The 23,095-nt window shown below is 47.0% G+C and carries 16 protein-coding genes and 4 tRNA genes; all 20 read right to left on the bottom strand.

The annotated features are described in order from the left end of the window. Positions 1–17: 17 nt before the first annotated feature. Complete coding sequence (locus tag BMX14_RS08865; protein ID WP_092675732.1) at positions 18–2,198, bottom strand: SdrD B-like domain-containing protein; 2,181 nt, start codon at positions 2,196–2,198, stop codon at positions 18–20. Positions 2,199–2,395: 197 nt separating this feature from the next. Further along, positions 2,396–2,911 (bottom strand): S-ribosylhomocysteine lyase, encoded by a 516-nt coding sequence (luxS, locus tag BMX14_RS08870; RefSeq protein WP_092675735.1) that lies wholly within the window; start codon positions 2,909–2,911, stop codon positions 2,396–2,398. A 154-nt stretch (positions 2,912–3,065) separates the two neighbouring features. After that, positions 3,066–4,667: a glutamate--cysteine ligase gene (gene gshA / locus BMX14_RS08875; protein ID WP_092675738.1), complete on the bottom strand. Its 1,602-nt coding sequence runs from the start codon at positions 4,665–4,667 to the stop codon at positions 3,066–3,068. Positions 4,668–4,810: 143 nt separating this feature from the next. Then, positions 4,811–4,887 (bottom strand) — tRNA-Arg (locus tag BMX14_RS08880). Positions 4,888–4,934: 47 nt separating this feature from the next. Then, a tRNA-Arg gene (locus tag BMX14_RS08885) sits at positions 4,935–5,011 on the bottom strand. A 62-nt stretch (positions 5,012–5,073) separates the two neighbouring features. Beyond that, positions 5,074–5,150: transfer RNA gene (locus BMX14_RS08890), tRNA-Arg, on the bottom strand. A 5-nt stretch (positions 5,151–5,155) separates the two neighbouring features. Continuing rightward, positions 5,156–5,248 (bottom strand) — tRNA-Ser (locus BMX14_RS08895). Between the two features lie 245 nt (positions 5,249–5,493). Further along, positions 5,494–5,679, bottom strand: coding sequence for a carbon storage regulator CsrA (gene csrA, locus BMX14_RS08900; protein WP_062812383.1), 186 nt, complete (start codon positions 5,677–5,679; stop codon positions 5,494–5,496). A gap of 241 nt (positions 5,680–5,920) precedes the next feature. Continuing rightward, entirely contained in the window at positions 5,921–8,551 is a 2,631-nt protein-coding gene (gene alaS, locus BMX14_RS08905; RefSeq protein WP_092675740.1) for an alanine--tRNA ligase, read from the bottom strand. 137 nt (positions 8,552–8,688) lie between these two features. Continuing rightward, positions 8,689–9,201 (bottom strand): regulatory protein RecX, encoded by a 513-nt coding sequence (locus BMX14_RS08910; protein ID WP_092675743.1) that lies wholly within the window; start codon positions 9,199–9,201, stop codon positions 8,689–8,691. Positions 9,202–9,284: 83 nt separating this feature from the next. After that, the gene (gene recA, locus BMX14_RS08915) at positions 9,285–10,349 is read right to left on the bottom strand and encodes a recombinase RecA (RefSeq protein WP_092675745.1); all 1,065 of its coding nucleotides are present in this window, start codon (positions 10,347–10,349) and stop codon (positions 9,285–9,287) included. 80 nt (positions 10,350–10,429) lie between these two features. Further along, complete coding sequence (locus BMX14_RS08920) at positions 10,430–10,936, bottom strand: nicotinamide-nucleotide amidohydrolase family protein (protein WP_092675748.1); 507 nt, start codon at positions 10,934–10,936, stop codon at positions 10,430–10,432. 104 nt (positions 10,937–11,040) lie between these two features. Continuing rightward, on the bottom strand, positions 11,041–12,114 hold the full coding sequence (gene mltB, locus BMX14_RS08925) for a lytic murein transglycosylase B (RefSeq protein ID WP_092675752.1): 1,074 nt from the start codon (positions 12,112–12,114) through the stop codon (positions 11,041–11,043). A gap of 153 nt (positions 12,115–12,267) precedes the next feature. Beyond that, entirely contained in the window at positions 12,268–15,261 is a 2,994-nt protein-coding gene (locus BMX14_RS08930) for an autotransporter outer membrane beta-barrel domain-containing protein (RefSeq protein WP_092675755.1), read from the bottom strand. Positions 15,262–15,275: 14 nt separating this feature from the next. Continuing rightward, positions 15,276–15,875, bottom strand: coding sequence for a helix-turn-helix transcriptional regulator (locus tag BMX14_RS08935; protein WP_092675758.1), 600 nt, complete (start codon positions 15,873–15,875; stop codon positions 15,276–15,278). Between the two features lie 168 nt (positions 15,876–16,043). Continuing rightward, complete coding sequence (locus BMX14_RS08940; protein WP_092675760.1) at positions 16,044–16,517, bottom strand: type VI secretion system baseplate subunit TssE; 474 nt, start codon at positions 16,515–16,517, stop codon at positions 16,044–16,046. Beyond that, on the bottom strand, positions 16,514–16,963 hold the full coding sequence (locus BMX14_RS08945; protein ID WP_092675763.1) for a hypothetical protein: 450 nt from the start codon (positions 16,961–16,963) through the stop codon (positions 16,514–16,516). The genes BMX14_RS08940 and BMX14_RS08945 overlap by 4 nt, the downstream gene beginning before the upstream one ends. Then, complete coding sequence (locus BMX14_RS08950) at positions 16,944–17,207, bottom strand: PAAR domain-containing protein (RefSeq protein WP_092675766.1); 264 nt, start codon at positions 17,205–17,207, stop codon at positions 16,944–16,946. Before BMX14_RS08950 ends, BMX14_RS08945 begins: the two co-directional genes overlap by 20 nt. A gap of 21 nt (positions 17,208–17,228) precedes the next feature. Continuing rightward, a complete protein-coding gene (locus tag BMX14_RS08955; protein WP_092675768.1) occupies positions 17,229–19,313 on the bottom strand; it encodes a type VI secretion system Vgr family protein in 2,085 nt (694 codons plus the stop codon). A gap of 35 nt (positions 19,314–19,348) precedes the next feature. After that, complete coding sequence (gene tssM, locus BMX14_RS08960) at positions 19,349–23,092, bottom strand: type VI secretion system membrane subunit TssM (protein WP_092675771.1); 3,744 nt, start codon at positions 23,090–23,092, stop codon at positions 19,349–19,351. Between the last annotated feature and the right edge of the window lie 3 nt (positions 23,093–23,095).

The raw sequence follows: 23,095 nt of genomic DNA on the forward strand, positions 1-23,095 counted from the left end.
AATTTTCGTCCTGAATATTACGGCTTAGACGTAGCCTTGCTGGCCAACGCCGCTAACTCATCTTCAATCCATTGGTTAAAATCAACGTTAAGGGGATTTTTTTGCTGATATTCACTGACCACTATCGACTGCTGGGCCACATTATTGTCTACATTGTCGTCGAGGCTTTTGCTGCCGACCTGTGCAAAAAAATTCACCTTTTGTGGTCGAGCGTTAAGGCGCATGAATCCCTCTATTACCAGTACCCTTTGGCTGTTAGCCGCCATTTCACCAATATTCCACTCGCCCTTTTGCCAATAGCTGGGATGAGCGCTTAGCTCCCCCTGTTGAATCGACCAACTGCGATTTTTTTTGTGTGAGATACTGCGTATCGGCCAAGACACTTGAACGCGTACGTCTTTGGCTGACTGAGGTGAGAGATTATTAACGACCAGCATGACTGACCAGGGCTGATAACTCTGCGCCATAACGGCGGGGAAAATCCATTTGATCTCGAGATCAGCCTGACCAGTGTCTGGGAGAATCGCTGCCTGTTTAGCAAATAATAGTTGGTTAACCTTTTCACCCGGCGATAAGGCTATATCGCGGATCTGACCCGCAACAGCATGTCCAGAAGCCGTCCCTGGTGACGATTTACCGTCAACAAAACCGGTAAGAGGCTCAACGTTAACACTCCAGGTCCCTGCCGCCACCTTATCGAAACGGAAACGCCCAGATCTATCGGCTTTCACTTTTTGTAACCATCGCCGCCCCTGACTATCGATACCTTTCAGCGTAAGCGGCACCTTAGCGACGCCCCGCTCTCCCTTATCCACTAGCCCGTTGCCATTCTTGTCATAAAATACTCTTCCCGTAATCTGTCCACTGTTCTCTTGTGAAGGTTCGGAAAATTCGGTAATGACGGTTTCTTCGCGACCGGGGGGTAAAAAGACATTGATGCTGTAGTGCCATTGCAGCTGTGCATTTCGCGTTTTTGATAACCAGGCATTGGCCAAAGGGAGGCTCGAACCGTCGCCACGATAGGCAGCGCGTAACGGTTTTTTTCCTTTCCAAGGATCGTCAATTTTTACGTAACGAAAATGAGCGTTTTTGGGCAGAGATAGGCTGAGGTAGTGATCTTTGCGTTGGCTTGTCGTGTCGATTGATACATCGCTGACCTCTGTGTCGTCCCCTTCAGAACTGAACAAACGAAGTCCATTGCCTTCAATGACCAAGAAATCGAGAATATCGTCCCGGCCCGCACGGGTATCTAACACATCATGTAATAAATACCACTGACGAGTCTGTTTAATGAGTGAAGTCAGTTCCCCCCCGAGCGCGTCACCATGGCGAATGGACGCAGTGAAATCAACAAATCGTCCTGAAAGCTGGGAAGTCATAATCCACCGCCCCACGCGAGCAGTGTCAGGATCAATATTGCCAAGATTCAATTGCATACGTCGTTCAGCCGGTTGTGCCCCCACCTGTGTCGATAAGAGCTTCCACTGCGTAAGGAGATTCTGTTGATTTTCACGAATAGTCGGTTGCGCCGATTCGATGGTTGTCGCGATGGAGGGGCTCGCCCCACTATTTTTAACGCGTACGCCTAGCATAAACGGGATCGGTGGTTCAATTTCCGCGGTGAAAGGATCATCGCCATAGACCTCGCCAGGAAGGAAGTAATCGACGGTAAGTTCAGGAAGCGGTTTCACCATGATGGCAACTGGCTGGACGTCAAACTCTTCTCGGCGTTCCCCTTGGGTATAGCTGACTTTTGCCGCCAAGTAGTAACGCGTAGTGGCGCTCACTGCCGCCCCTCTGGTCGGAATAATTTGCCAATGCAGCGTCTCCGCGCGCTGAGCCGTGACCGTGGATAGATCCATCGACGGAGCAAGTAACTGGTAAAAAAAACTCGCCTGACTCGATACACTTTCCATTGAAGCCTGGACTGGCTGCAATTGCGTGTCTAAAAAGCGTAATTCGACCTTAACGTCGGTCAGAGGTAAGGGGCTAGCGTTATGTAAGGTCAGTCTTGCATCGAACGCTTGACGCTCGAAAGTAGCCTGCTGGCTCAAGCTAAATTTTATTTCTGCGCACTGTGCTTCTGTGGCTCGCGCAGCAGAGCACGAATTCATTAAAGAAATAACGATTACACCACAGTAAATAAGGAACCGGCGAATAAGAGAATAAAGGCGGGTAAATTGTCGTTCAGTAGGCATCCTTGCGCTCCATAGGTGTTGGTGACACCAAAGGTCTGTGCATTCCTTGCACGTTACTGTCTATAAAGCATACTACGTAGGCTAATCACAACAAATATAATAGTTATCTACGCTATTTGTGATCGTTATTATAAAAAAACCGCGAGTCGGTTAACTTCCGATCGCGGCTTATTGACAGTTGATTGGCGTAGAAGACGTTAGATTTCTAGCTCTTTCAACGTTTCAGGAGGAAGTTCTAATTCTTGATTGTGGTTTACGCGCACATCATGGGAGATAATATGGCGAGCAATATCTTGCGCTTCGCTCAGGGAGTGCATCTCGTAAGTTCCGCATTGGTACTCGTTCAGTTCGGGAATTTTCTTCTGGTCCTGAACTTTCAGCACGTCTTCCATCGCTGCTTTCCATGCGGTGGCCACGCGTTGTTCGGCTGGCGTACCAATCAGGCTCATGTAGAAACCGGTCCGGCATCCCATTGGCGAAATATCGATAATCTCTACACCGTCGCCATTCAAGTGATTACGCATAAAGCCGGCAAATAGGTGTTCCAGCGTATGGATACCGCGCTCAGGCATCACTTCTTTATTAGGAATACAGAAACGGAGGTCGAATACGGTGATGGTATCGCCATGTGGGGTATTCATGGTCTTTGCCACACGTACTGCAGGCGCAGCCATACGGGTGTGGTCTACTGTAAAGCTATCCAATAACGGCATATTTCACCTCGCTAAAAAAAATTTTCGATTTGATGAACTTTTTACACTCTACGACGTCTTAATTTATGAAAGACGCGCATTTGTTATCATCATCCTGACAACTAAGATGTTATTCGGCCACAATGAAGTGGCCTTTTTCTTGCCTGCTAATCGGCTATCCCTTACGAGAAGCAAGATATTCTTCAAAAGAGAGTGTATCGCTCGCTTCAATGTTCTGCTGCTCGGTGATCGACTCTGCGGCTTTCTCTGCAAAAATATCGGCGTTTAAGATTTCTAAAGGTTCTTGTCGCAATGCTTGACGGTAGTTCTCTGCCAACGTTATCCCACTGCCAATAAACCCTTCTTGCTTAATCACACTTAAAATTTTACCTGAATAGGTACTTTCAGGATCAGTAATCATGCCACCTAAGGTCTGGCACGTCGTCTGATAAGCGGTGTCCTCTCCCTGATCCAGGATCTTAGCGATTGAGACTAATCCATCGAACAGTGCTGACCCTGCCTCCTGCAACGAGAAATCCTGCTGTCCACACTCCGCTTTCAATTTAAGGCCTGGTCTACGCCCTTCTAAAATAACGGTATTCCAATTACCTTTCACGAAGCTTAGCTGAGCTTGATCCATCTCTGGCGAATCGATCAATGCACACCAGATCAGGAACAGATCGAGAAAACGGACTTGTTCTTCACTGATCCCCGTGGCAGAGAATGGGTTGATATCCAATGAACGCACTTCGATATATTCGATTCCTCCGCGCTTCAATGCATCGGAAGGGGCTTCCCCACGACGAATAACACGCTTAGGACGGATAGGCGCGTAAAGTTCGTTCTCGATTTGTAAGACGTTAGTATTGAGTTGAATACGCCGCTGCTGAGCGTCAAACAACCCCATGTTCTCGTAAGCGTCTGACGGGGTAGCTATCGCTCTTTTTAAACCCGCCACGTACTCATCTAAAGAGTTAAAGGAGATTTCCAGACCGCTTTGCGATTTATTCGTGTAACCCAGATCGCTAAGCCGTAGCGATGTTGCGTAAGGGAACCAACGAGCCCCTTGCCCATCACTTTCCATCGTCTTCGATACTGGATTATCACCTAAGAAGCTTTCACAGACAGCCGGCGAAGCACCAAATAGATACGGAATAATCCAGCCAAAACGATAGTAGTTACGAATAAGGCGTAAATAACCGTCCGAGGCAATCTCTTGTACAGGTCGAGTGTCATTGTCAGCAAGCGCTCTCGCTTCCCAAAAGGCGGTGGGTAAGGAGAAATTATAATGAATACCTGAAATGACCTGCATCAGGGAGCCGTAGCGATGTTTTAGGCCCTGACGATAGATGTGCTTCATTCTGCCGAGATTAGAGGAGCCATATTCGGCTAATGCAATAGTTTCCGTATCGGTGATCGTTCCTGGGATACTGAACGGCCAAAGCCTCTCGTCGCCAATATTTTTCGCAACGTGGCGATGCAGGTCACGTAAAAACGTCAGCAGATGGGGGATATCGCGATCGACAGGTGTGACAAACTCCATTAATGATTCAGCAAAATCAGTAATTATCCAATCGTGGGTCAGTGCTGATCCAAGCGCTATAGGATGGCCTTGTTCTGATAATGAGCCGTCAGCCCGAACACGAAGGGATTCCCGTTCGATTCCTCGTCCAATCCCAGTTAAGAGCTGTGGCTGTTGTTGTAGCCAGCGTAACGCTTTAGTAACGTCAGGTAACACTGACACCTCCCTTGGTGAAAGTCTTTTTAATTCAATCATTAGTCTGACAATACTCTAGCCGATTGTCAGCCAGTTGTCGCGGACATGAGTAAACCTTAGATGCTATGGCAGTAAAAAGCTATCTTAGCGCAGAACAATTGAATTATTTAATAAAGATTATAGATTTAGGGAAGAAAAGCGAATGGTGCATCCGGGAGGATTCGAACCTCCGACCGCTCGGTTCGTAGCCGAGTACTCTATCCAGCTGAGCTACGGATGCAGAGTATGGGGGTAAAACGGGGTAGTGATTTATTTCATTACGAATAATGGTGCATCCGGGAGGATTCGAACCTCCGACCGCTCGGTTCGTAGCCGAGTACTCTATCCAGCTGAGCTACGGATGCATTACAGAATTCTTGTAACTGACAGGTAACAAACTTACCGAAGAAGTGTGTAACAACCATTATGGTGCATCCGGGAGGATTCGAACCTCCGACCGCTCGGTTCGTAGCCGAGTACTCTATCCAGCTGAGCTACGGATGCGTAAATGGCGGTGAGGGAGGGATTCGAACCCTCGATGCAGCTTTTGACCGCATACTCCCTTAGCAGGGGAGCGCCTTCAGCCTCTCGGCCACCTCACCAATTTACTTCTTAACTTAGCACCGAGAGAAACTTGCGTAACCGTTCGTTGCTGCGTTGGCGCACATATTACTTTCCCCGACTTATAAGTCAAACACTTTTTCGAGAAGATTGTTTGTTTGCACAAAACCGCAGCAATTCGCGCATTTACTCGGCGTTTTTCTTTTATAATACATAAAAAAACGGCTGCAAACATAATTATGTTTTACAGCCGCTTCGCAACCTGCCCCTGGTGAGTGCAGAGAGATTAGTACTCAGAGTCCTGAGTTTTTTCAGCTTGGATACGTTGGTAAATCTCTTCACGGTGCACCGAAACCTCTTTAGGTGCATTAACACCGATTCTGACTTGGTTCCCTTTAACACCGAGTACTGTCACTGTTACCTCATCACCGATCATGAGGGTTTCACCCACTCGACGAGTTAGAATAAGCATTCTTTGCTCCTTGAAAGATTAAAAGAGTCGGGTTTCTGCACAACCCGGCACATCCATCGTTAACGCTAAGTAATTAGGACAGTATTTTATTAATAAAATTCACTCAATCCGTAATAACTCATGCTTGATAATAGTTTAGCCGAAATACACAGTTCTTACCTGACTTTATCAAGAGATTCATTAAATGATTTTATAATGAGCCCAACAGAGTGTGTTGGGCCATTAGCCAAATCAACTTAACTTATTGTAATTGATTAGAGATCATCGCAGGCACTTCCGCGAGTGTAGCGGTTAGCGCGTCAGGTAAATTCCCTCCTGCTTGCGCCATATCCGGTCGACCGCCCCCTTTGCCTCCGATTTTCGGTGCAATAAGCCCAATAAGTTCACCCGCTTTGATGCGATCAGTTAGGTCTTTCGTGACACCAACAATAAGTGAAACTTTATCTTCGCTGGTTGTACCTAATACAATAATTGCTGAACCTAATTGATTTTTCAGATCATCGACCATGGTACGAAGCAGCTTAGGATCGATAGAAGGTAGCTCACTGACGAGTACTTTTACCCCATTAATCTCGCTAACCTGATCAGCTAACGACGCACTTTTCTGAGCCGCCTGCTGGTCTTTAAGCTGTTGAACCTGTTTTTCAAGCACACGAGTATGTTCGGCTAGCGCTTTAATCTTGTCATTAAGATTAGTGCTATTCGCTTTGATCAGTTGTGCTATTTGCGTCAGCTGATCCTGTGCCGCAAATACCGTATCCAGTGCACGTTGACCGGTAAAGGCTTCAATACGACGTACACCTGCAGCAGTACCCGACTCAGAGTCTAGTACAAATAAACCGATATCACCTGTGCGCTGTGCGTGAGTGCCCCCGCAGAGTTCTACCGAGAAATCACCCATGGTCAATACGCGTACCTGTTGGTCATATTTTTCACCAAATAAGGCCATGGCCCCTTTTTGTTTGGCGTCTTCAATATCCATAATCTCGGTTGTCACCGGCAGGTTTAAACGGATTTGTTGGTTCACAATCTCAGTGACTTGACGTAATTGCTGTTCGCTCATGGCTTCCGTATGAGAGAAATCAAAACGTAAGTATTTGTCGTTAACTAATGAGCCTTTCTGTGCCACATGCGGCCCAAGAACCTGACGTAATGCGGCATGTAATAGGTGCGTTGCGGAGTGGTTTAAGCGGATTTTTGCCCGTCTCGCTTCATTAACTTGGGCATTAACCTGTTGTCCGACCCGTAACTCACCCGCGACCAAGCGGCCTAGATGCCCCGGACTCTTACCATATTTTTGCGTATCTTCTACGGTAAAATCACCCTGTTCTGTCGAGATCACCCCCGTATCACCGACCTGTCCACCCGACTCACCGTAGAATGGCGTTTTATCGAGGATGACTACCGCCGATTGTCCTGGTAGCAGTGTTTGAACAGATTGTCCCGCCACAAAAATTTCACTCACTGTGGCTGGGAAAGCTAATTGGTCATACCCCTTAAATTCGGCGTCTTTTTCTACACGGATCTGCGCATTGTAATCCGCACTGAAGCCACTTGCTTGGCGGGCGCGTTGGCGCTGCGCTTCCATTGCCGCTTCAAAACCGGCTTCATCAATTTTCAAATTCCGCTCACGGCAGACATCTGCGGTCAAGTCGGCAGGGAAACCGAAGGTATCGTAGAGACGGAAAACAATCTCACCCTGCAGAGTATCGCCCTGCAGTGCAGCAAGTTCTTCATCAAGCAGGGCTAAGCCACGCTCTAATGTTTTAGCGAATTGTTCTTCTTCAGCTTTTAATACGCTTTCAACGTGTTGCTGTTGTTTACGTAACTCATCGCCGGCACTACCCATCACTTCGATGAGTGGTTGAACTAATTTATAGAAGAAGCTCTGCTGCGCCCCCAACATGTTACCGTGGCGGACGGCACGACGAATAATCCGACGTAGCACATAACCCCGGTTTTCGTTAGAAGGCACAACACCATCGGCAATTAAGAATGCGCAAGAACGGATATGGTCAGCAATAACGCGTAACGATTTATTGGTCAGATCTTGTGTTCCAGTCACCTGTGCCACAGAAGCAATCAGTTTTTGGAATAAGTCGATATCATAGTTAGAGTTGACGTGTTGCAGTACCGCAGAAATACGCTCTAAGCCCATTCCCGTATCAACGGAAGGTTTAGGCAGAGGAAGCATCGTGCCATCAGCTTGGCGATTGAACTGCATGAATACGATATTCCAGATTTCAATATAGCGGTCGCCGTCTTCTTCAGCGGATCCTGGAGGGCCACCCCAAATGTGGTCGCCATGATCGTAGAAAATTTCGCTACAAGGGCCACACGGGCCTGTATCACCCATCTGCCAGAAATTGTCTGAAGCATAGGCACTACCCTTATTATCACCAATACGGATAATACGCTCCGCGGGAATACCAATCTCTTTTTCCCAGATATCCCACGCTTCATCATCGGTTTCATAAACAGTTACCCATAGACGCTCTTTAGGTAAATTAAACCATTGGGCGCTGGTGAGGAGTTCCCATGCAAAGGAAATCGCTTCACGTTTAAAGTAATCGCCGAAACTAAAGTTACCGAGCATTTCAAAGAAAGTATGATGACGCGCGGTGTAGCCAACGTTTTCGAGGTCGTTATGTTTGCCCCCTGCACGAACACAGCGCTGTGAGGTCGTTGCACGTGAGTAATCACGTTTGTCTTGACCGAGGAACACATCCTTGAACTGGTTCATCCCTGCGTTAGTAAAGAGTAACGTCGGGTCATTGTTTGGTACTAACGAACTGCTAGCAACAATTTGGTGGCCTTTGCTCTGGAAAAAATCGAGAAACGTCTGGCGAATCTCTGCAGTACTCTTGCTCATAAATGTCCTGGTATCTTGCTTAACAGACGTTCCGTTATATCTAAGTCACTGGAATGTTCACAGTCGACCTATGATAGGGAACTAAAAGTCTCAATAAGATAAGTTTTCTTCACGGCGAAGTAAAATCTCAATCTTATTCACGAGGAAATATTTTCAAAAACAGCACGGATATCTTCGCTTTGAAAGCCTCTGCTGTAAAGATAACGTTGTAACTTCACTTTTTCTGGATAGGTCGTTGGCCAACGTCGGCCCGCTTTCTTTTCGGCAACGTCTTGGGCGCACTGCTGCCAATCGACCTCAGTGTGGCGTAATGCGTGCTGTGCTGTCGACGACGGTATCTGTTTGCGTTGCAAATCTTGGCTGATCCGCTGTGGTCCGTAGCCTCTACGACTTCGTTGCAGAATAAATTGTTGGCAAAAGCGTTCGTCATTTAAGTAGCCTTGTTCTCTACACCACTGCATGACGCTTTCCAAGGTCTCCTCTGCGACCCAATACTGATAAGCTGTTTCGCGTAATGACTTCCTCGTGACCGCTAAACGCAATTTTTCCCGTAACTCTTCTGTTCCATGGTCACGTTGACCCAGCATCCATACCGCGCGTTGTAACAATTGTGCATACGTGACTTCTTTCCTCTGGACGTTGGTCTCCATATGATGTCCTCTTTATTCAGTCTCCATAACGAAAAACGGGAGCCGCATACGCAGACTCCCGTTACTCACATCACGATACAATATTAAAATTCATCTTGCTCGTCATTCTCGCCAGACATCTCTTTCTCTGGGGAGGTTTCACCTTCATGACTTGGATTGTTCAACAAGGTTTCACGCAGCTTTTGTTCAATTTCCGCGGCCATTTGCGGATTCTCACGCAGATAGTTACCCGCATTAGCCTTACCTTGACCAATTTTGTCGCCTTGATAGCTATACCAAGCGCCCGCTTTTTCAATAAACTTATGCTTCACGCCTAAATCAACCAACTCACCGTAGAAGTTGATCCCCTCGCCATACATAATTTGGAATTCTGCTTGGCGGAAAGGTGCCGCAATTTTGTTTTTCACCACTTTCACACGGGTTTCACTTCCCACCACGTTTTCCCCCTCTTTGATCGCACCGATACGGCGGATATCAAGACGGACTGAGGCATAGAATTTTAATGCGTTACCCCCCGTTGTGGTTTCAGGGTTACCAAACATTACACCGATTTTCATCCGAATTTGGTTGATGAAAATAAGTAGTGTATTAGATTGTTTTAAGTTACCGGCTAATTTACGCATCGCTTGGCTCATCATACGCGCCGCGAGGCCCATATGAGAATCACCAATCTCGCCTTCAATTTCAGCCTTCGGTGTGAGTGCCGCAACGGAGTCGACAATAATGACATCTACCGCACCTGAACGGGCTAACGCATCACAAATTTCAAGCGCTTGCTCACCGGTATCTGGCTGGGAACAAAGCAGGTTGTCGATATCAACACCTAACTTCTTAGCATAAACCGGGTCTAACGCATGCTCAGCATCGATAAAGGCGCAGGTTTTTCCTTTGCGTTGCGCAGCAGCGATAACTTGTAGTGTCAGCGTTGTTTTACCTGATGATTCAGGTCCGTAAATCTCAACGATACGGCCCATTGGTAGGCCGCCAGCTCCTAACGCGATGTCTAAGGATAATGATCCCGTTGAAATGGTTTCAACATCCATCGTCCGGTCTTCACCCAGACGCATGATAGAGCCTTTACCAAACTGCTTCTCAATCTGTCCTAACGCAGCGGCAAGTGCTTTTTGTTTGTTTTCATCAATAGCCATTTCAACTCCTAATCGTACTGGTTTCGCCAGCAAGGGGATTTTTATGCTTATGCATTTACCGGACTAATTATACTGTATAGTCATACAGTATCAAGTTTAATTTTGAAAAATGTCTCTAACGCTGTCGCTAAGGCAAAGGTCACCGACTGCTGGCGGATGGTCTCACGGCTACCGGAGAAGTGGCAGGTATGGGTAGTTGAACTCCCCTGAGCCGATACAAAGCCGAAACAGACCGTGCCCACTGGCTTATCCTCGGTACCGCCGCCCGGCCCCGCATAGCCGGTAACCGAGATGGCATAGTGAGCTGAAAACGCAAGACAAGCGCCTTCAGCCATCTCTTGGGCTACGGCTTCACTCACCACACCATGCTGTCGCAAGGTGTCAGGTAATACACCTAAATAGCGCTGCTTACATCGCTCGCTGTAAGTGACGATCCCCCCCTCGAAATAATCGGAGCAGCCACTAACATCCGTGATCGCTTTAGCAATCCCTCCCCCGGTGCAAGATTCTGCAGTGGTGAGGGTGGCCTGCGATTGCCTAAGATGATGCCCGAGTAATTGGCTCAGTTGGGCCAGTTGGTCGCTCATAGTTTTCCGCCCACTTTGTTCAGGTCAATAGCTTAACAATTCTACGTCAACAATGGCGTACCGAGCCGATCATTTACTGCCCGGCACTCAATTATTGCTTCGTGTTACAGATTATTTTGCCGAGAAGCGCGTACCGACTCACCCAATTGCCAAACCGCCATGGCATACTGGGTGCTGTGGTTGTAGCGTGTTATCACATAAAAATTCGGTAAGCCAAACCAGTACTGATAACTATTCCCCATATCTAGGCGCAACAAACTCACTTTCTGTGAGCCGGAAAGCGGTTGTTGAGGTCTCAAACCGCTGTTCTGTAATTGGTTGACGGTGTAACGTGTCGAGTAGCCATTTTCTAAGCCAGGAGCTTGCCCCGTGCCGACGATTGCTACCGGCTGTCCTGTTTTCCAGCCACTTTGTTGAAAGTAATGCGCAACACTTCCGATAGCGTCGACGGGATCCCACAGGTTAATGTGACCATCACCGTTAAAATCTACTGCAAATTGTTTGTAGGCGGATGGCATAAATTGACCATAGCCCATCGCTCCCGCGAAAGAACCTCGCAGCGTCAGTGGATTGTCTTGCTCATGTTGAGACATCACTAAAAAGGTTTCGAGTTCACTACTGAAATAGGTTGCTCGACGGGGATAATCAAAGGCGAGTGTTGCGAGACCATCAATGATACGGGTTTTTCCCATGACCCGGCCCCAGCGCGTTTCAACCCCGATAATGCCAACAATTATTTCGGCGGGCACACCGTATTGCGCTTCCGCTCTTGCCAGTGCATCGCGGTATTGATTCCAAAAAACAACGCCATTTTGGACATTCGAATCGGTTATAAATTTATTACGATAGCGGATCCACGCACCGTTAGGGCCAGGTGCAGGTGTGTAATTTGGCGCTTGACGATCCATTAATCTAAGGACGTAGTCCAAACGGCGGGTTTGGCTAAGCCATGCGATAAGTTGCTGACGGTTAAAATTATGCTTTTCGACCATCATATCGATAAATGCTTCTGCTCTTGGGTTACCCGCAAAGTCCCCGGTTAGGTCACTTTGGGACAAGGTTGCGGGCTTTAAGAGGAACCCGCCTTGAGGCGCGGTTTCATTATCTTCACGGTGCGAGTGGCTACTGCAGGAACAGAGAAGAGTGATGATAGGTACGATAAGATAGTTAAATCGCATGCGAGCTCCACTAGCTATTACATCGACTTTCTCATACTAAGAAAGCAGGAATATTGATGTCTTAGCATAATATAAAAGGCGAAAACTTTCTGCACTAACTGAATATTTCCCATGCAGTCTGCCTCCGCCTTTAAGCCATTACGTTATCTTAATTTAAAAGCTCCATTTACCACCTAATGTAAGACGATTATCATTAAAGCCCTGGCTACCAATTTGAACGGCTGTATTCACCCAAATACTGCCTTGCTGGGAGAGTTTGGCTTCAAGTCCTAGTTTCATTTCTGCCATATTTTCTGCTCCGGCAAGTTCCACTTTGGTGCTATCCATTTGGACACCGTTAGGTTTGGAGTTATGAATCCAGTTAAGTTCGACGAAAGGCTGGAAATATCGCTCTGTTTGTTGGTCAAGTTGATGCCGACCGCGCATCCAGCTCCTGATCCCTAACTTACTTTGTATAGTGTTTTTACCCACGTTGCTGATACGCGTATTATTCTCTTCAGTAAAATCGGCGTGCTTAACACCTTGATAGATTAGTTGCGCCGACGGCATAAAGTACCAACGATATTCAGATCCAAGACTGCCATTAAATCTTAATAGTTCGGAGACGTATCCTGTTTCGATACTGGCGGTAACCCCCTTAGAACGATAATATTGAGGACTCAGCTGCTCTCCCTTAACGGAATTATTAAACCAGTTATAGAGTAACCAGCTATCAATGTATCCCCCTTTACCGGAATTATCGTTTATCCAGGTTGAGTACAAGCCAGTGCTATAACCATTAACGCTGCCTTTAGCGCGATACCCAACCCGGTCGGAACCGGTAGAGTTATTGTGATGGCCATAGCCTGCCATGACCCCGGTCGTCCACCTGCCCCCTGACGGTGTCTCTATATTTAATAATGCTCCCCCCAATTGAGCAACATAGCGATTGGATTTTGTCTTGAGCTGACCACTACTGTCAGACCAACTACTACGGCCACCCACCTGTCTTAACCACAAATTAGAGGTATTTTGGCTAAGTCGTGAGGTCTCTTGCTCAAAAGGATCGGATTCGCGTTCAAATAGTGACGTATTAAACAGCGTATTACCGGCAATAGCATTTGCCAGATAACTCCCGGCTTCGACACGGTATGTCGGGTCAGGGCGAGGGGTTGGGTCAGGTGTTGGGTCTGGCGTCGGGTCTGGCGTCGGGTCTGGTGTTGGGTCCGGTGTCGGGTCCGGTGTCGGGTCCGGTGTCGGGTCCGGTGTCGGGTCCGGTGTCGGGTCGGGGAATCCAGTATGCAAATACCAGCTCTCTGCCTGTTTGACTAAATTGTACTCATAAGCACCGGCCACGATCCTTCCTTGCTGAGTAAATTCACCAAAAGAGGTGCCTCCGACAGAAATTAATTCGATCCCTTTGATCGTTTCGGCTCCTACTCCTCCCAAATTATCCACGCTTACCGCTGTCGAGCTCCCCGATAAAACATCCCCTTTAATAATCATTTTATTAGTCGGGGAATTATCATCCGAAAGGACCGTTGACAGGCTGAGTGATCCCGAACCACTATAATCGCCATTGATGATTAATTGATGATCGGTGTTCCCTCGCTCGAAGACAATACTACCGTCATTGTTAAGTGATTTGACTTGGCTAGTCCCCGTGATATTCCAGCGGCCTTGCTGTAAGTTTAAGGACTCAATATTGGTCACTTGGCCAGTTAACACGCCACGCTCACCTTTAAGGTCTGCATAGATTTTGTTGTTATCTGTGGCGATAATATTGCCCAAAATGGTACTATTAGACGCATCAATATATAGGGCAGAAGCATACGTTTTTTGTTGATCATCGGAGGTGGTCAGCGCACTGAATGCGTAGCCATTTTTATAATCGATTTCGCTATCAGTTAATTTCACCACCGAGGCACCGTTAACACTTATAATAGCATTGCCTGTATAGCCTATATTACTGTATAAGGAGGTGTTGTTAAGTACTGTAGAAGGATTTAGCTGACTCATCTCGCTATATGAAAAATCACTTTTTGAGCTATCGCCACTGACCAAGATGCCAGCAGACTTATCACCCGTCACCTGAATGGCGCTATCGTTAAGTACAATAGAGCCACCGTCATTATAAATGCCATAAGAGGCCTCCCCTTCTGTTAGAAGGTGAACGGATTCCCCCTTTACCCTCGCTCCGTTGAGTAGGACCATTCCATAAGCAGCATCGTTGTACGTCGAAATATTCGAATTGCTTAACTCTACTGCGCCCTCACCGACCGCAAATATACCGTGGCCTCCTCGGCCAAAAGTATCGATATGCACGCTATTCCCAAAGAGATTTCCTTCGGCATAAATACCGTAAGCTCTATCCCCCACAATATTGAACATGGTTGAGCTGAGGATGGCTTCACTTAATGGCATATTCGGAAAGGAACGCTGTAAGACCAGTCCATGGGATCTTACTCCCGTGGTTCTAAACTCCGTCCCCTCAGCAACCATTTTACCGCCATCGTGGATCATCCAAATCCCATAGCTTTGATCCCCTTCCGTACACAACTTTCCACCGCGGATAGTGAGATCTTTGGTGCCGGTGTTCATATCGATGGCATGGCCAAAATCACCTCGCGCTAAGATGTCCACATCCGTTAGCGTTAGCACACCAAACATTGCGCGGATCCCTGAGCCATCGGTGGTTTCAATTGAACTATTCGAAACATTCAATCCAGATTCAGTATTCTCTTCGGTATTGAAGACGATCCCTTCACCTTTCCCCTGGTTGAGTAGAGTCATGTTATTAAGATTAACTTGGCTGGTTGGACCGATACTTATTCCTAACGCTCTGCCATTGCTATCTTTAACATTTATCTTTAAATTCTCAGCGGTAAATTTACCAACATGTGTCCTGATACCGGTTCCACTAATCAATCCAACCGTGATATCTGCATTTGTCAGGTTGATTGATGCACCATTCTTAATCAATAGGGCGCCACCAGTAGTTATAGTATTATCTATGGTAATATCTTGCCAATAACCTGAATTTTCAAGGACTAAGTTTTCGTAAGTCTCTGCTAACCCCTCAACGGGTCCTAAAAAAAGTGCACAACACAAAATATGTTTTTTGGCGAAACAGCTATCCTTATTATTCGATGAAGTTCCTTTATTCATCACAACGTCCTTATTTATAAGCAGAGTGCGTTAATAACGCCCTGACTATTTTTTGAAATATATTTTGCAAACCTAAAAAAATCGGCTTGATTATCAAAACCCAGCTTTCGGCAAGCACTTCGATAATGTGTACGGACCGTTTTAATGGAACGATCCATTTTTTTTGAAATTAAATTACAATCAATCCCTTGGCCTATAAAGGTAATAATCATAAACTCAGACGGCGAGAGTTGCTGATAACGTTTGAGATCATTATGTGCAATGATGTTAATCAAATCGAAATCATTAGGTATCTTCCAATCTGGGATAGCTAAAATTCTAGAAATCTTCCCTTCGATCTGCGCCAAAGTGCTTCGACGACAATTGAAGGGAACATAAATATTTCCCCAAGGTAATTTGGTTAACTGTGATGCGTGGGATGCTCCTGTAAAGTAGGTTGCGTGAATAACGACAACTTCTTCGTCGAAATCAAAACTAAGATGATATGTTTTCGCATCGTCAGGAACGATACGCACTTTTTTATTCTTTCCCTTCCATTGATTAATAATCAATGAACTAATCCCTAATTTATAGTAAGCATCTCCGCCTGCCACCCTGACAATTAATACTTCCATTTTTTATCCGTAAGCACAGCTTTTGTAATTTAAATAAAACTTTCCAAATAAACAGTAAATAACCAATACCCACCAGAATAGGGCAAGTAAAGCTATATGAGAATAGGATTTATTTATTGTTCATTGCTTTAAATACAATAATCTTATATTTATTACCTTTTACGCTAATCACTCAAACCAAGTCGTTGCCGTCGCGGTGTCGTAAGTACCCGCTATCGTCAGTGATAGGTTCTCCGGGTAGGAGAGTAATTGCGCCGAAATACTAAGACTCAATTGGGATATCGACTGAGTACGTGCCGAGATGGGTAGGACAGTGACTGTTAAGGTTTGGGGATCAATACGAGGTTCGAAACGAATGATTGTGGTTTTAATCGCTCTCTCAACTTTTTGATAGTGCTGTGAAGAAATAGCATCGCCAATAGTTACGCCTAACCCATAATTCAGTACAGAGGCCTCAATCAGAGGCCCGCCTTGATAATGAACAGGAATTTCAGTCGGTTGACTATTTAATAGCTGACTCAGGTCTTCCGTAATGAAACGTTTTATCGTCGATGCGTCTAACGAAAAGGTATCCTCTTGGAGCGGCGTATCGTCCAATAGCTTATGCAGCGTCACGGGCGTTCCCCAACGTTTATTTCTCATAATCGACAGTCCTTTAACGTTGCATCCTCTTTTATCCTCCACGCTTCCAAAAGGGAGTGTTGATTATCAACACTCCGTAATATATCGGAACCTAATGAAGTCTTACCGAGCGGGATAAAATCAGGCTGTTCTCGCTCAAGTTGCTGTAGGATCTGCGCAATCGTTAATGGCTTCTGTGCTAGGGTCGTCACCAGCTGTTGCGCCGATTCCTGAATTTGCTGTCGAAATAGCTTTTCATGATGACAATCCGCTACAGGTGCCTTAGCGTGTACAGCGGAACAGGGAGCTTCTCGATAAAGCCAAAACTCTTTTGCCAATTCTTGCAAGCGATTGTTTTTACTGTTTTTTTCAAAATAGTAATCGCCTTGCCGACTATTTTTCAGTAACAGCTGATGCTGTGTAGAAAAATCCTCCTGTTTCAGTAACTCAATTTCTAATAAATACATTCGCTGCCCCACTCACCACTTGAGCCCCACATCCTGTCGTATCCCCCACACGGGCTATCGGCATACCTGTAGCAAAGACGGCCGTAGAACCGGTTATCATTGGACTCGCAGCATGTAAGGTTGAGCAACTGGTGACACTTATCCCGGCTAAGGCGATGGGAAGCCCATAACAGCGAACCGTCGCTAAACCATTAAGAACCGTGCCGCCATGCGATGTCATATCGCCAACTCTGGCAATAAGCATAAGTTACCTCCTATTAACGGGTTAAACTTCTGGATTGATGCTACTGGTGATGGTCGGTGTTGGAGGCGATAACCTTTTACCGACGAATAATCCTGCAGTAGGTTTAATTCCGGGTAGACCGATGATCCCCCCGCCTCCGCCTCCGCCGCGTGGACCTGCATCACCAGGATTAAAATCAATTTGCCCCGCTTGTAAGATAATTTGACTATCGGCGATGAGGCGAATGCGACTTGCGGAGATGACTAAATCCCCCCCTGAACTTAAGCCCATCGCGCCGCCAACCGCTAATCCCATCGCGCCCCCCGTGACCATTGACATTGCTCCTCCACTCGCGATACCTATCGCGCCTCCTGCGTTAATCCCTATTGCTGCGCCCGCGTTCATACTCATTAAGCCACCGACCGTAGTATGATGCGCGCCGCCCACCGTGACGCCCACTGATGCACCCACGACATAATTACTGGTGCCTGCTACGGTAGAACTATAATTTTGCCCAACCTCCACCTGTTGCGACGCTCCAATCACTTGTACTTCATTTTGTTTAGTTAAGCGGTGCATATCTCGTTCTGCTTGTTCCCAGTATTGCTCCTGCCCTAACCGATCTTCAAAACGGATACCGTTAAAATTTACCTCACTTCCTCCTAGGCTACGGCTGATAAGCCCGCTCTGACTACCATTGTTGGGTAAAGCCCAAGGGGGGGTAGACTTGTCGTTATACAGGCTCCCTATTATCAGTGGGCGATCCGGATCGCCTTGAATAAAGTCGACAATCACTTCATGACCTACTCGCGGTATATACATTCCTCCAAAGCGATTGCCCGCCCAAGCTTGGCTGACCCGTAGCCAACATGAGTCAGCTTCACTGTTATGACCGTAGCGATCCCACTGGAAACGCACTTTGACGCGACCAAACTGGTCGGTCCAAATCTCCTTCTCGGCAGGCCCTGTTACCCTAGCGGTTTGGGGACCGAAGGTCCGGGGTTTCGGGGTATTTTGCGGATGACGGTAACGTTTAGTGAGAGGTTGTACGGTAAAGTGGCAACGGGTCTGACAAATAACTTCCGTTGAACTTTGGCGATTATTGATAATCTCTAGCTCAGTACTCAAGATGAAATAGGATCGATTCGCTTTCCCTAAGGGATAATTCGATAGCGTGAATTGCGATCCACAGAGCATCCCCCGTAAATCAGCACTCCCTGAACAACGATGACCTTGTGCCCCCAATGATTCAATTCGAACTTTGGCCAAACGTTCGCCAACGTCAGTATCGGTAAAGTCCCCCGGCCAGTCGTAGATTTCCATACGATTGAGGTGCGTTTTTCGAGGTTGCTGTTCAGTCACCGACAGCGTTTTTCTTGACGCAGTAAAGTCATAATCAGACGTGACCCAGTGACCAGTCGTTAACGCCTCTTGATAATGAAAGGTATGTATATAGGGTGCTTGATAATCGGGGGATTGCGCGAGATAAGGAAGCGTCTGATACCCATCATGCATAAAAGGAGGATGGGCCTGTGGACTCTCAACGATGATAATTTTATGGCTATTCTCGGCATGTTCGACAAACCAATAGATGCCCCATTTCTCCATTAATCGTTGAAGAAAGTCAAAATCACTCTCCCCGTATTGCACTTGATAATCTAGCGATGGATAGGCCTCCTCGAGACGGATCTCATAGGGCCGGCCATAATCTTTCAGAACATCGTGCAGAATATCGACGACCGATTTTTGCTGATAAATTTTGAAATCGACCGTTTTCGTGAGTAGAAACAACCAAGGTCTAATCATCAGCTCATATTGCGAATGCTGCGCATCATGCCCTAAATAGCGGGCTTTCTCGATAATCCCATTAATCCACCTAACCGGTGGATCAGACGAAGAAGGCTGGAGCTCGGCTTCTAACGCAATACGTAGACTTACGGATTGACCAATTAAGGATTTTAATTCAATTTCATCCACGTTATCGTCATTCTCCTCTTCCCTGCTCACTGTCTCAGCCTGTATACAGTAATGGCCCAGTGTGGAGAGCGCCTCACTCCCTGATAATCGGGTGATCACCAGTTGCGGTGTCGTCTCAGCAAGATTGATTAACGTCATTATTCTATTCATTTTCTTCCTTGAGTAGCGTTTAGCGGTATGGCCGATTACTCCGTAATCGAGCAGTCAAATTGTCGAAAAAGCCTGATCAGATGAGGAACCGATGTGCCAAGCCCGTCTACCGCGAGGAGTGCTTGTTCAGATCCCTCCCCTAACGTAATGACCGTTTGACGACTGCGAGACACAAACTGTTTTTTACTGCGTTCAAGCCAACGGAAGAGTCCCCAGTAGCCATTTTCCTCAATGTTCCATAAGGGGCGTCCTTCCGCGGCGACAGCCCGTATCTGGAAACTGGGGGACTGACTGAGTGCTGGCCAACGTATTTTTTGTTGTAAGATCGGGCCATGAACATAACGAAATTGCTGATCATCGTTATCGATCATCAACTGAGTGATACCATTCGCCAGATCCTTAACGGCAAGCGTTAGTTCGAAGCCCAGTTGCTGGGATGACTGCGGAAATAATTGCTGTTGGATCTTTTCTCCCTGTTCAAAAAGTGTCAGAAGCCGTGGAGAAATGGTCTGATCTGCCGTGACGAAACGCCAAGGTCGATGACGGGTGTCCACCTTATCGGCTAAGTATTGTGTAAAGTAGCGGGTTAACTTCCCCTGAGGCGAGAACATTTCTGCCACAGCACGAGGATCGGCCTCGACACCAGAAGTAGCAAAAGGATAGCGTCCCATCAGATGCTGACGGCAATAACGAATAATTTCCTGATTGATCTGCTGAGCATTAACCGCCCAAGTCTGTTGGGTCACCTGCTGCTGGGCGACGGACAGTAATGTTTCGAATAGCTGCGGTAATGGCTGAGGTAATTGATTAAGATGAAGTAAAAACGCATTGAGTCCAGAAGCTTCACCCTGACCAGAGACTAAGGTCTTAAGCTGGCTGGCTGTAGTAACGCCCGTCGCCTGCATGGTGATGTAGAGTTGGGTTAACGCCAGCTCTAACTGGTCTAATGAGAGTAACGTGTGAGAGGTCGGCGTTTCAATAAAACGATGTAAGGCGATAAAATAGTGATCGACATTTTCGCGTTTCTGCTGCCTATCTTGGAAATCCTGCGCCTGGGTAGCCGAACGAGAAAGCGTCGAGCGTTCATCCTCTTGTTGGAGCGGCGCCAATTGGGTTTGCTGGGCGACATTGCGCAATAATTGGCGTAGTTGAGAATCTTGGCTGGTAAAATCTTTTAACAGGTACTCTATGCGATGACGCTGCTTCCCTTGTTTTGACCCGAGGTCTGTCACTGACAGATTAAGTTGAAGCCCGTTTAGAAAATCCTGCCAATATTGACGGTATTCCTTAAGATACAATAACGTGACTTGCTGCCAAAGTCCCTGCTGCTCGATAGGCAGCTGAGCCGGGGCGTTAGCATGCCTATTCCCATAAAGGATCTTTTTGACACGGGCCACGGCTAATGGGAAATGAGTGGTGAATACCTGGTTATCCCAGTATTGAACGCCGAGTAAGTTATATCGGCCCGCAGACGAATTGACCTTACCTTGGAAGGTAAAAAGTAAGGGGTGAGAAGAGGTGATTAATTGCGGTAAGTCGATAATCGGCAAGGATACTACCCCGAGTTGCCGCACAATATCTTGGTAAAGAAAAGTCGTTAAAGGCTGTTGTAATAATATCTGACGCGCAGCATTAATCATTGGCCAATCGGCTGAGTCCACGGAGGCTTGCCACGTTGTCTGCCGAAAAAGTCGACGCAGCAATGGCGGAAGATTGTCCTTACTTTCAACAGCCGATAACAGCACGGGATGAGAGGCAAACCATGTTTCCAACAACGCACTATCGCTCTCTAGCTCGCCCTGTAACATTAGATAAACGTTAAGCGTTGTGAAAAGCCTTTGAGGATCCCCCCCCGATAACTGTGTCGATAACTCATCGAGCGTAACTTTCTCTACCCTCGGCAGTAGGTGATCGATTAACCATTGGTTATAAACCGTATTAATCTCATCGGCCCATTGACCGGGCATTGTCAGTCCCCAATCCCCTGATAAAAAATGGGGCGACTCAAGGCCAACAGGACGTGTAGGCATCAATTGGTTTAACTTATTGAGCGCCAGGTCGAAAGGAAGTTGAGTGGTCCTGACTTGCTGATCGAGCCGAGTCAGCGCCTGCCGAGAGTCAGCAAGATAGCGCTGATTAGTGTAATAACTCATGGTCATACCGTAGACAGTCATCGCGCCGAGGGTCAGGATCGCAATGAACAGTGCCCCTCGACGAAACCGAGTCAGGAAGCGCTTTTGGTACAGCGACTGCCGTAATCGATAGTCGTCAATAATAAGATGGTGAAAGAAAGTTTTTATAAAGTAGTGCCTAAAGGAACGCGGTAAAGTCTCGCCGTTTTTATCGCTCACACTCACTTTATCGGCAATGACCTCACTGGGATCGGTACCGTGAGACTGTCCCTGCCATTGTCTGATCAGTGATTGGGGGTAGGTATAAGTGCTTTCACGACATAGCTCGCTGCACCCTAAATAAATCCCTTGGAGTGCAAGAACACTATTCGGGATCCCTTCGGTTCGCGATGGACTCATTTGTTCACTAAAGAACACTATCGCTCGGGTTAAGGCTTCAATATTTTCAGGAAAACATTCGATCCCTTTGCGAATTGAAACGTCTTCAACCTGATGCTGTTTAGCCAGTACCTGTTTTTCGATCCGGTCAACCATTGAACCGAGCTGCCGACTGATGATTTCGATTCGAGGAAATGGCATATTGGGATCTTGTTCAATCTTTTCTCCCAATAACTGATGCCGCTCTTTCGGGGAGAGTTCATGAAAATATTCCCGAAAACCGACCAGATGATCGACTTGGCTGATAAAAATATAGAACGGTAATGGCCGATCCGTCTGTTGCTGTAACACTCGTAAATTCGCACGGCACAAGGCAGCATATTCAGTGAGTTGTCGAGCGGTTGAGGACAATAAACGCGGACAATCTATGACTAAGATAATCGCATCGACTTTCGCAACAGCTTTCATCCCAACCAGCTGCTTCGCCAATTCATGCCACTCATCTGCCGTCTCGCGAGTCGCCAGTGTGGGATCAAAATAACGACCGGGTGTGTCGCACCATAGTGCGTTGTCTGTCAGCCAAAGCTCGCTATGTTCGGTACTGGTTATAGGTTGCTGTGCGACCTGTTGTTGCGACGGTAACGTCCATATCAGTTCCGCATTCAATAAAGCAGACGTTTTGCCACTCTGTGAGGGGCCGACCATCACAATACAGGCTTGCTGGTCATTCGCCGACGTATGACAAAAAAGCCGTTTACTTAATGGCACCTGACGCTTGAGGTTACGCAGGATTTTTCGCCAATCTTTAAAACATCGCGTTAATTGTGGATATCGGGGCGGAACGTACTGTGGCAGAAACGGCAGTGAAGAAAATTTTTGCGCTAGGGCACCATCGGTCTGTACGGCAATCACCGCAAGATAATAGCCTAAAGCGAGCATAGCGATGGCTACGCAGATCAGGAAACGCAGGAGTATCGAGTCGAGTGGCTTTATCTCGCCAAGCGTGACAAAGGGTCCCAGTAACCAGACTAGGTTAATCGAGACCAACGCCATGATGAGATACCGCGGTAGACCATAATACAGCGTCAACGCGCAAAGCAGTATACTCACACTAAGCATACCGCGATGATAAGGCGAGACTAAGGGATAGGAGTGACCAATCCCCCATTGATCACCATAGAGTGCGACCATACAACATAATAACAACACAACGCTGGCTACCAAGAGTCGACCGACTAATTTGGTGAAAACGGGCTTCAACAGTTCCATTGT

The sequence above is a fragment of the Rosenbergiella nectarea genome (genome assembly GCF_900111105.1).
GTDB classification, from domain to species: Bacteria; Pseudomonadota; Gammaproteobacteria; order Enterobacterales; family Enterobacteriaceae; genus Rosenbergiella; species Rosenbergiella nectarea.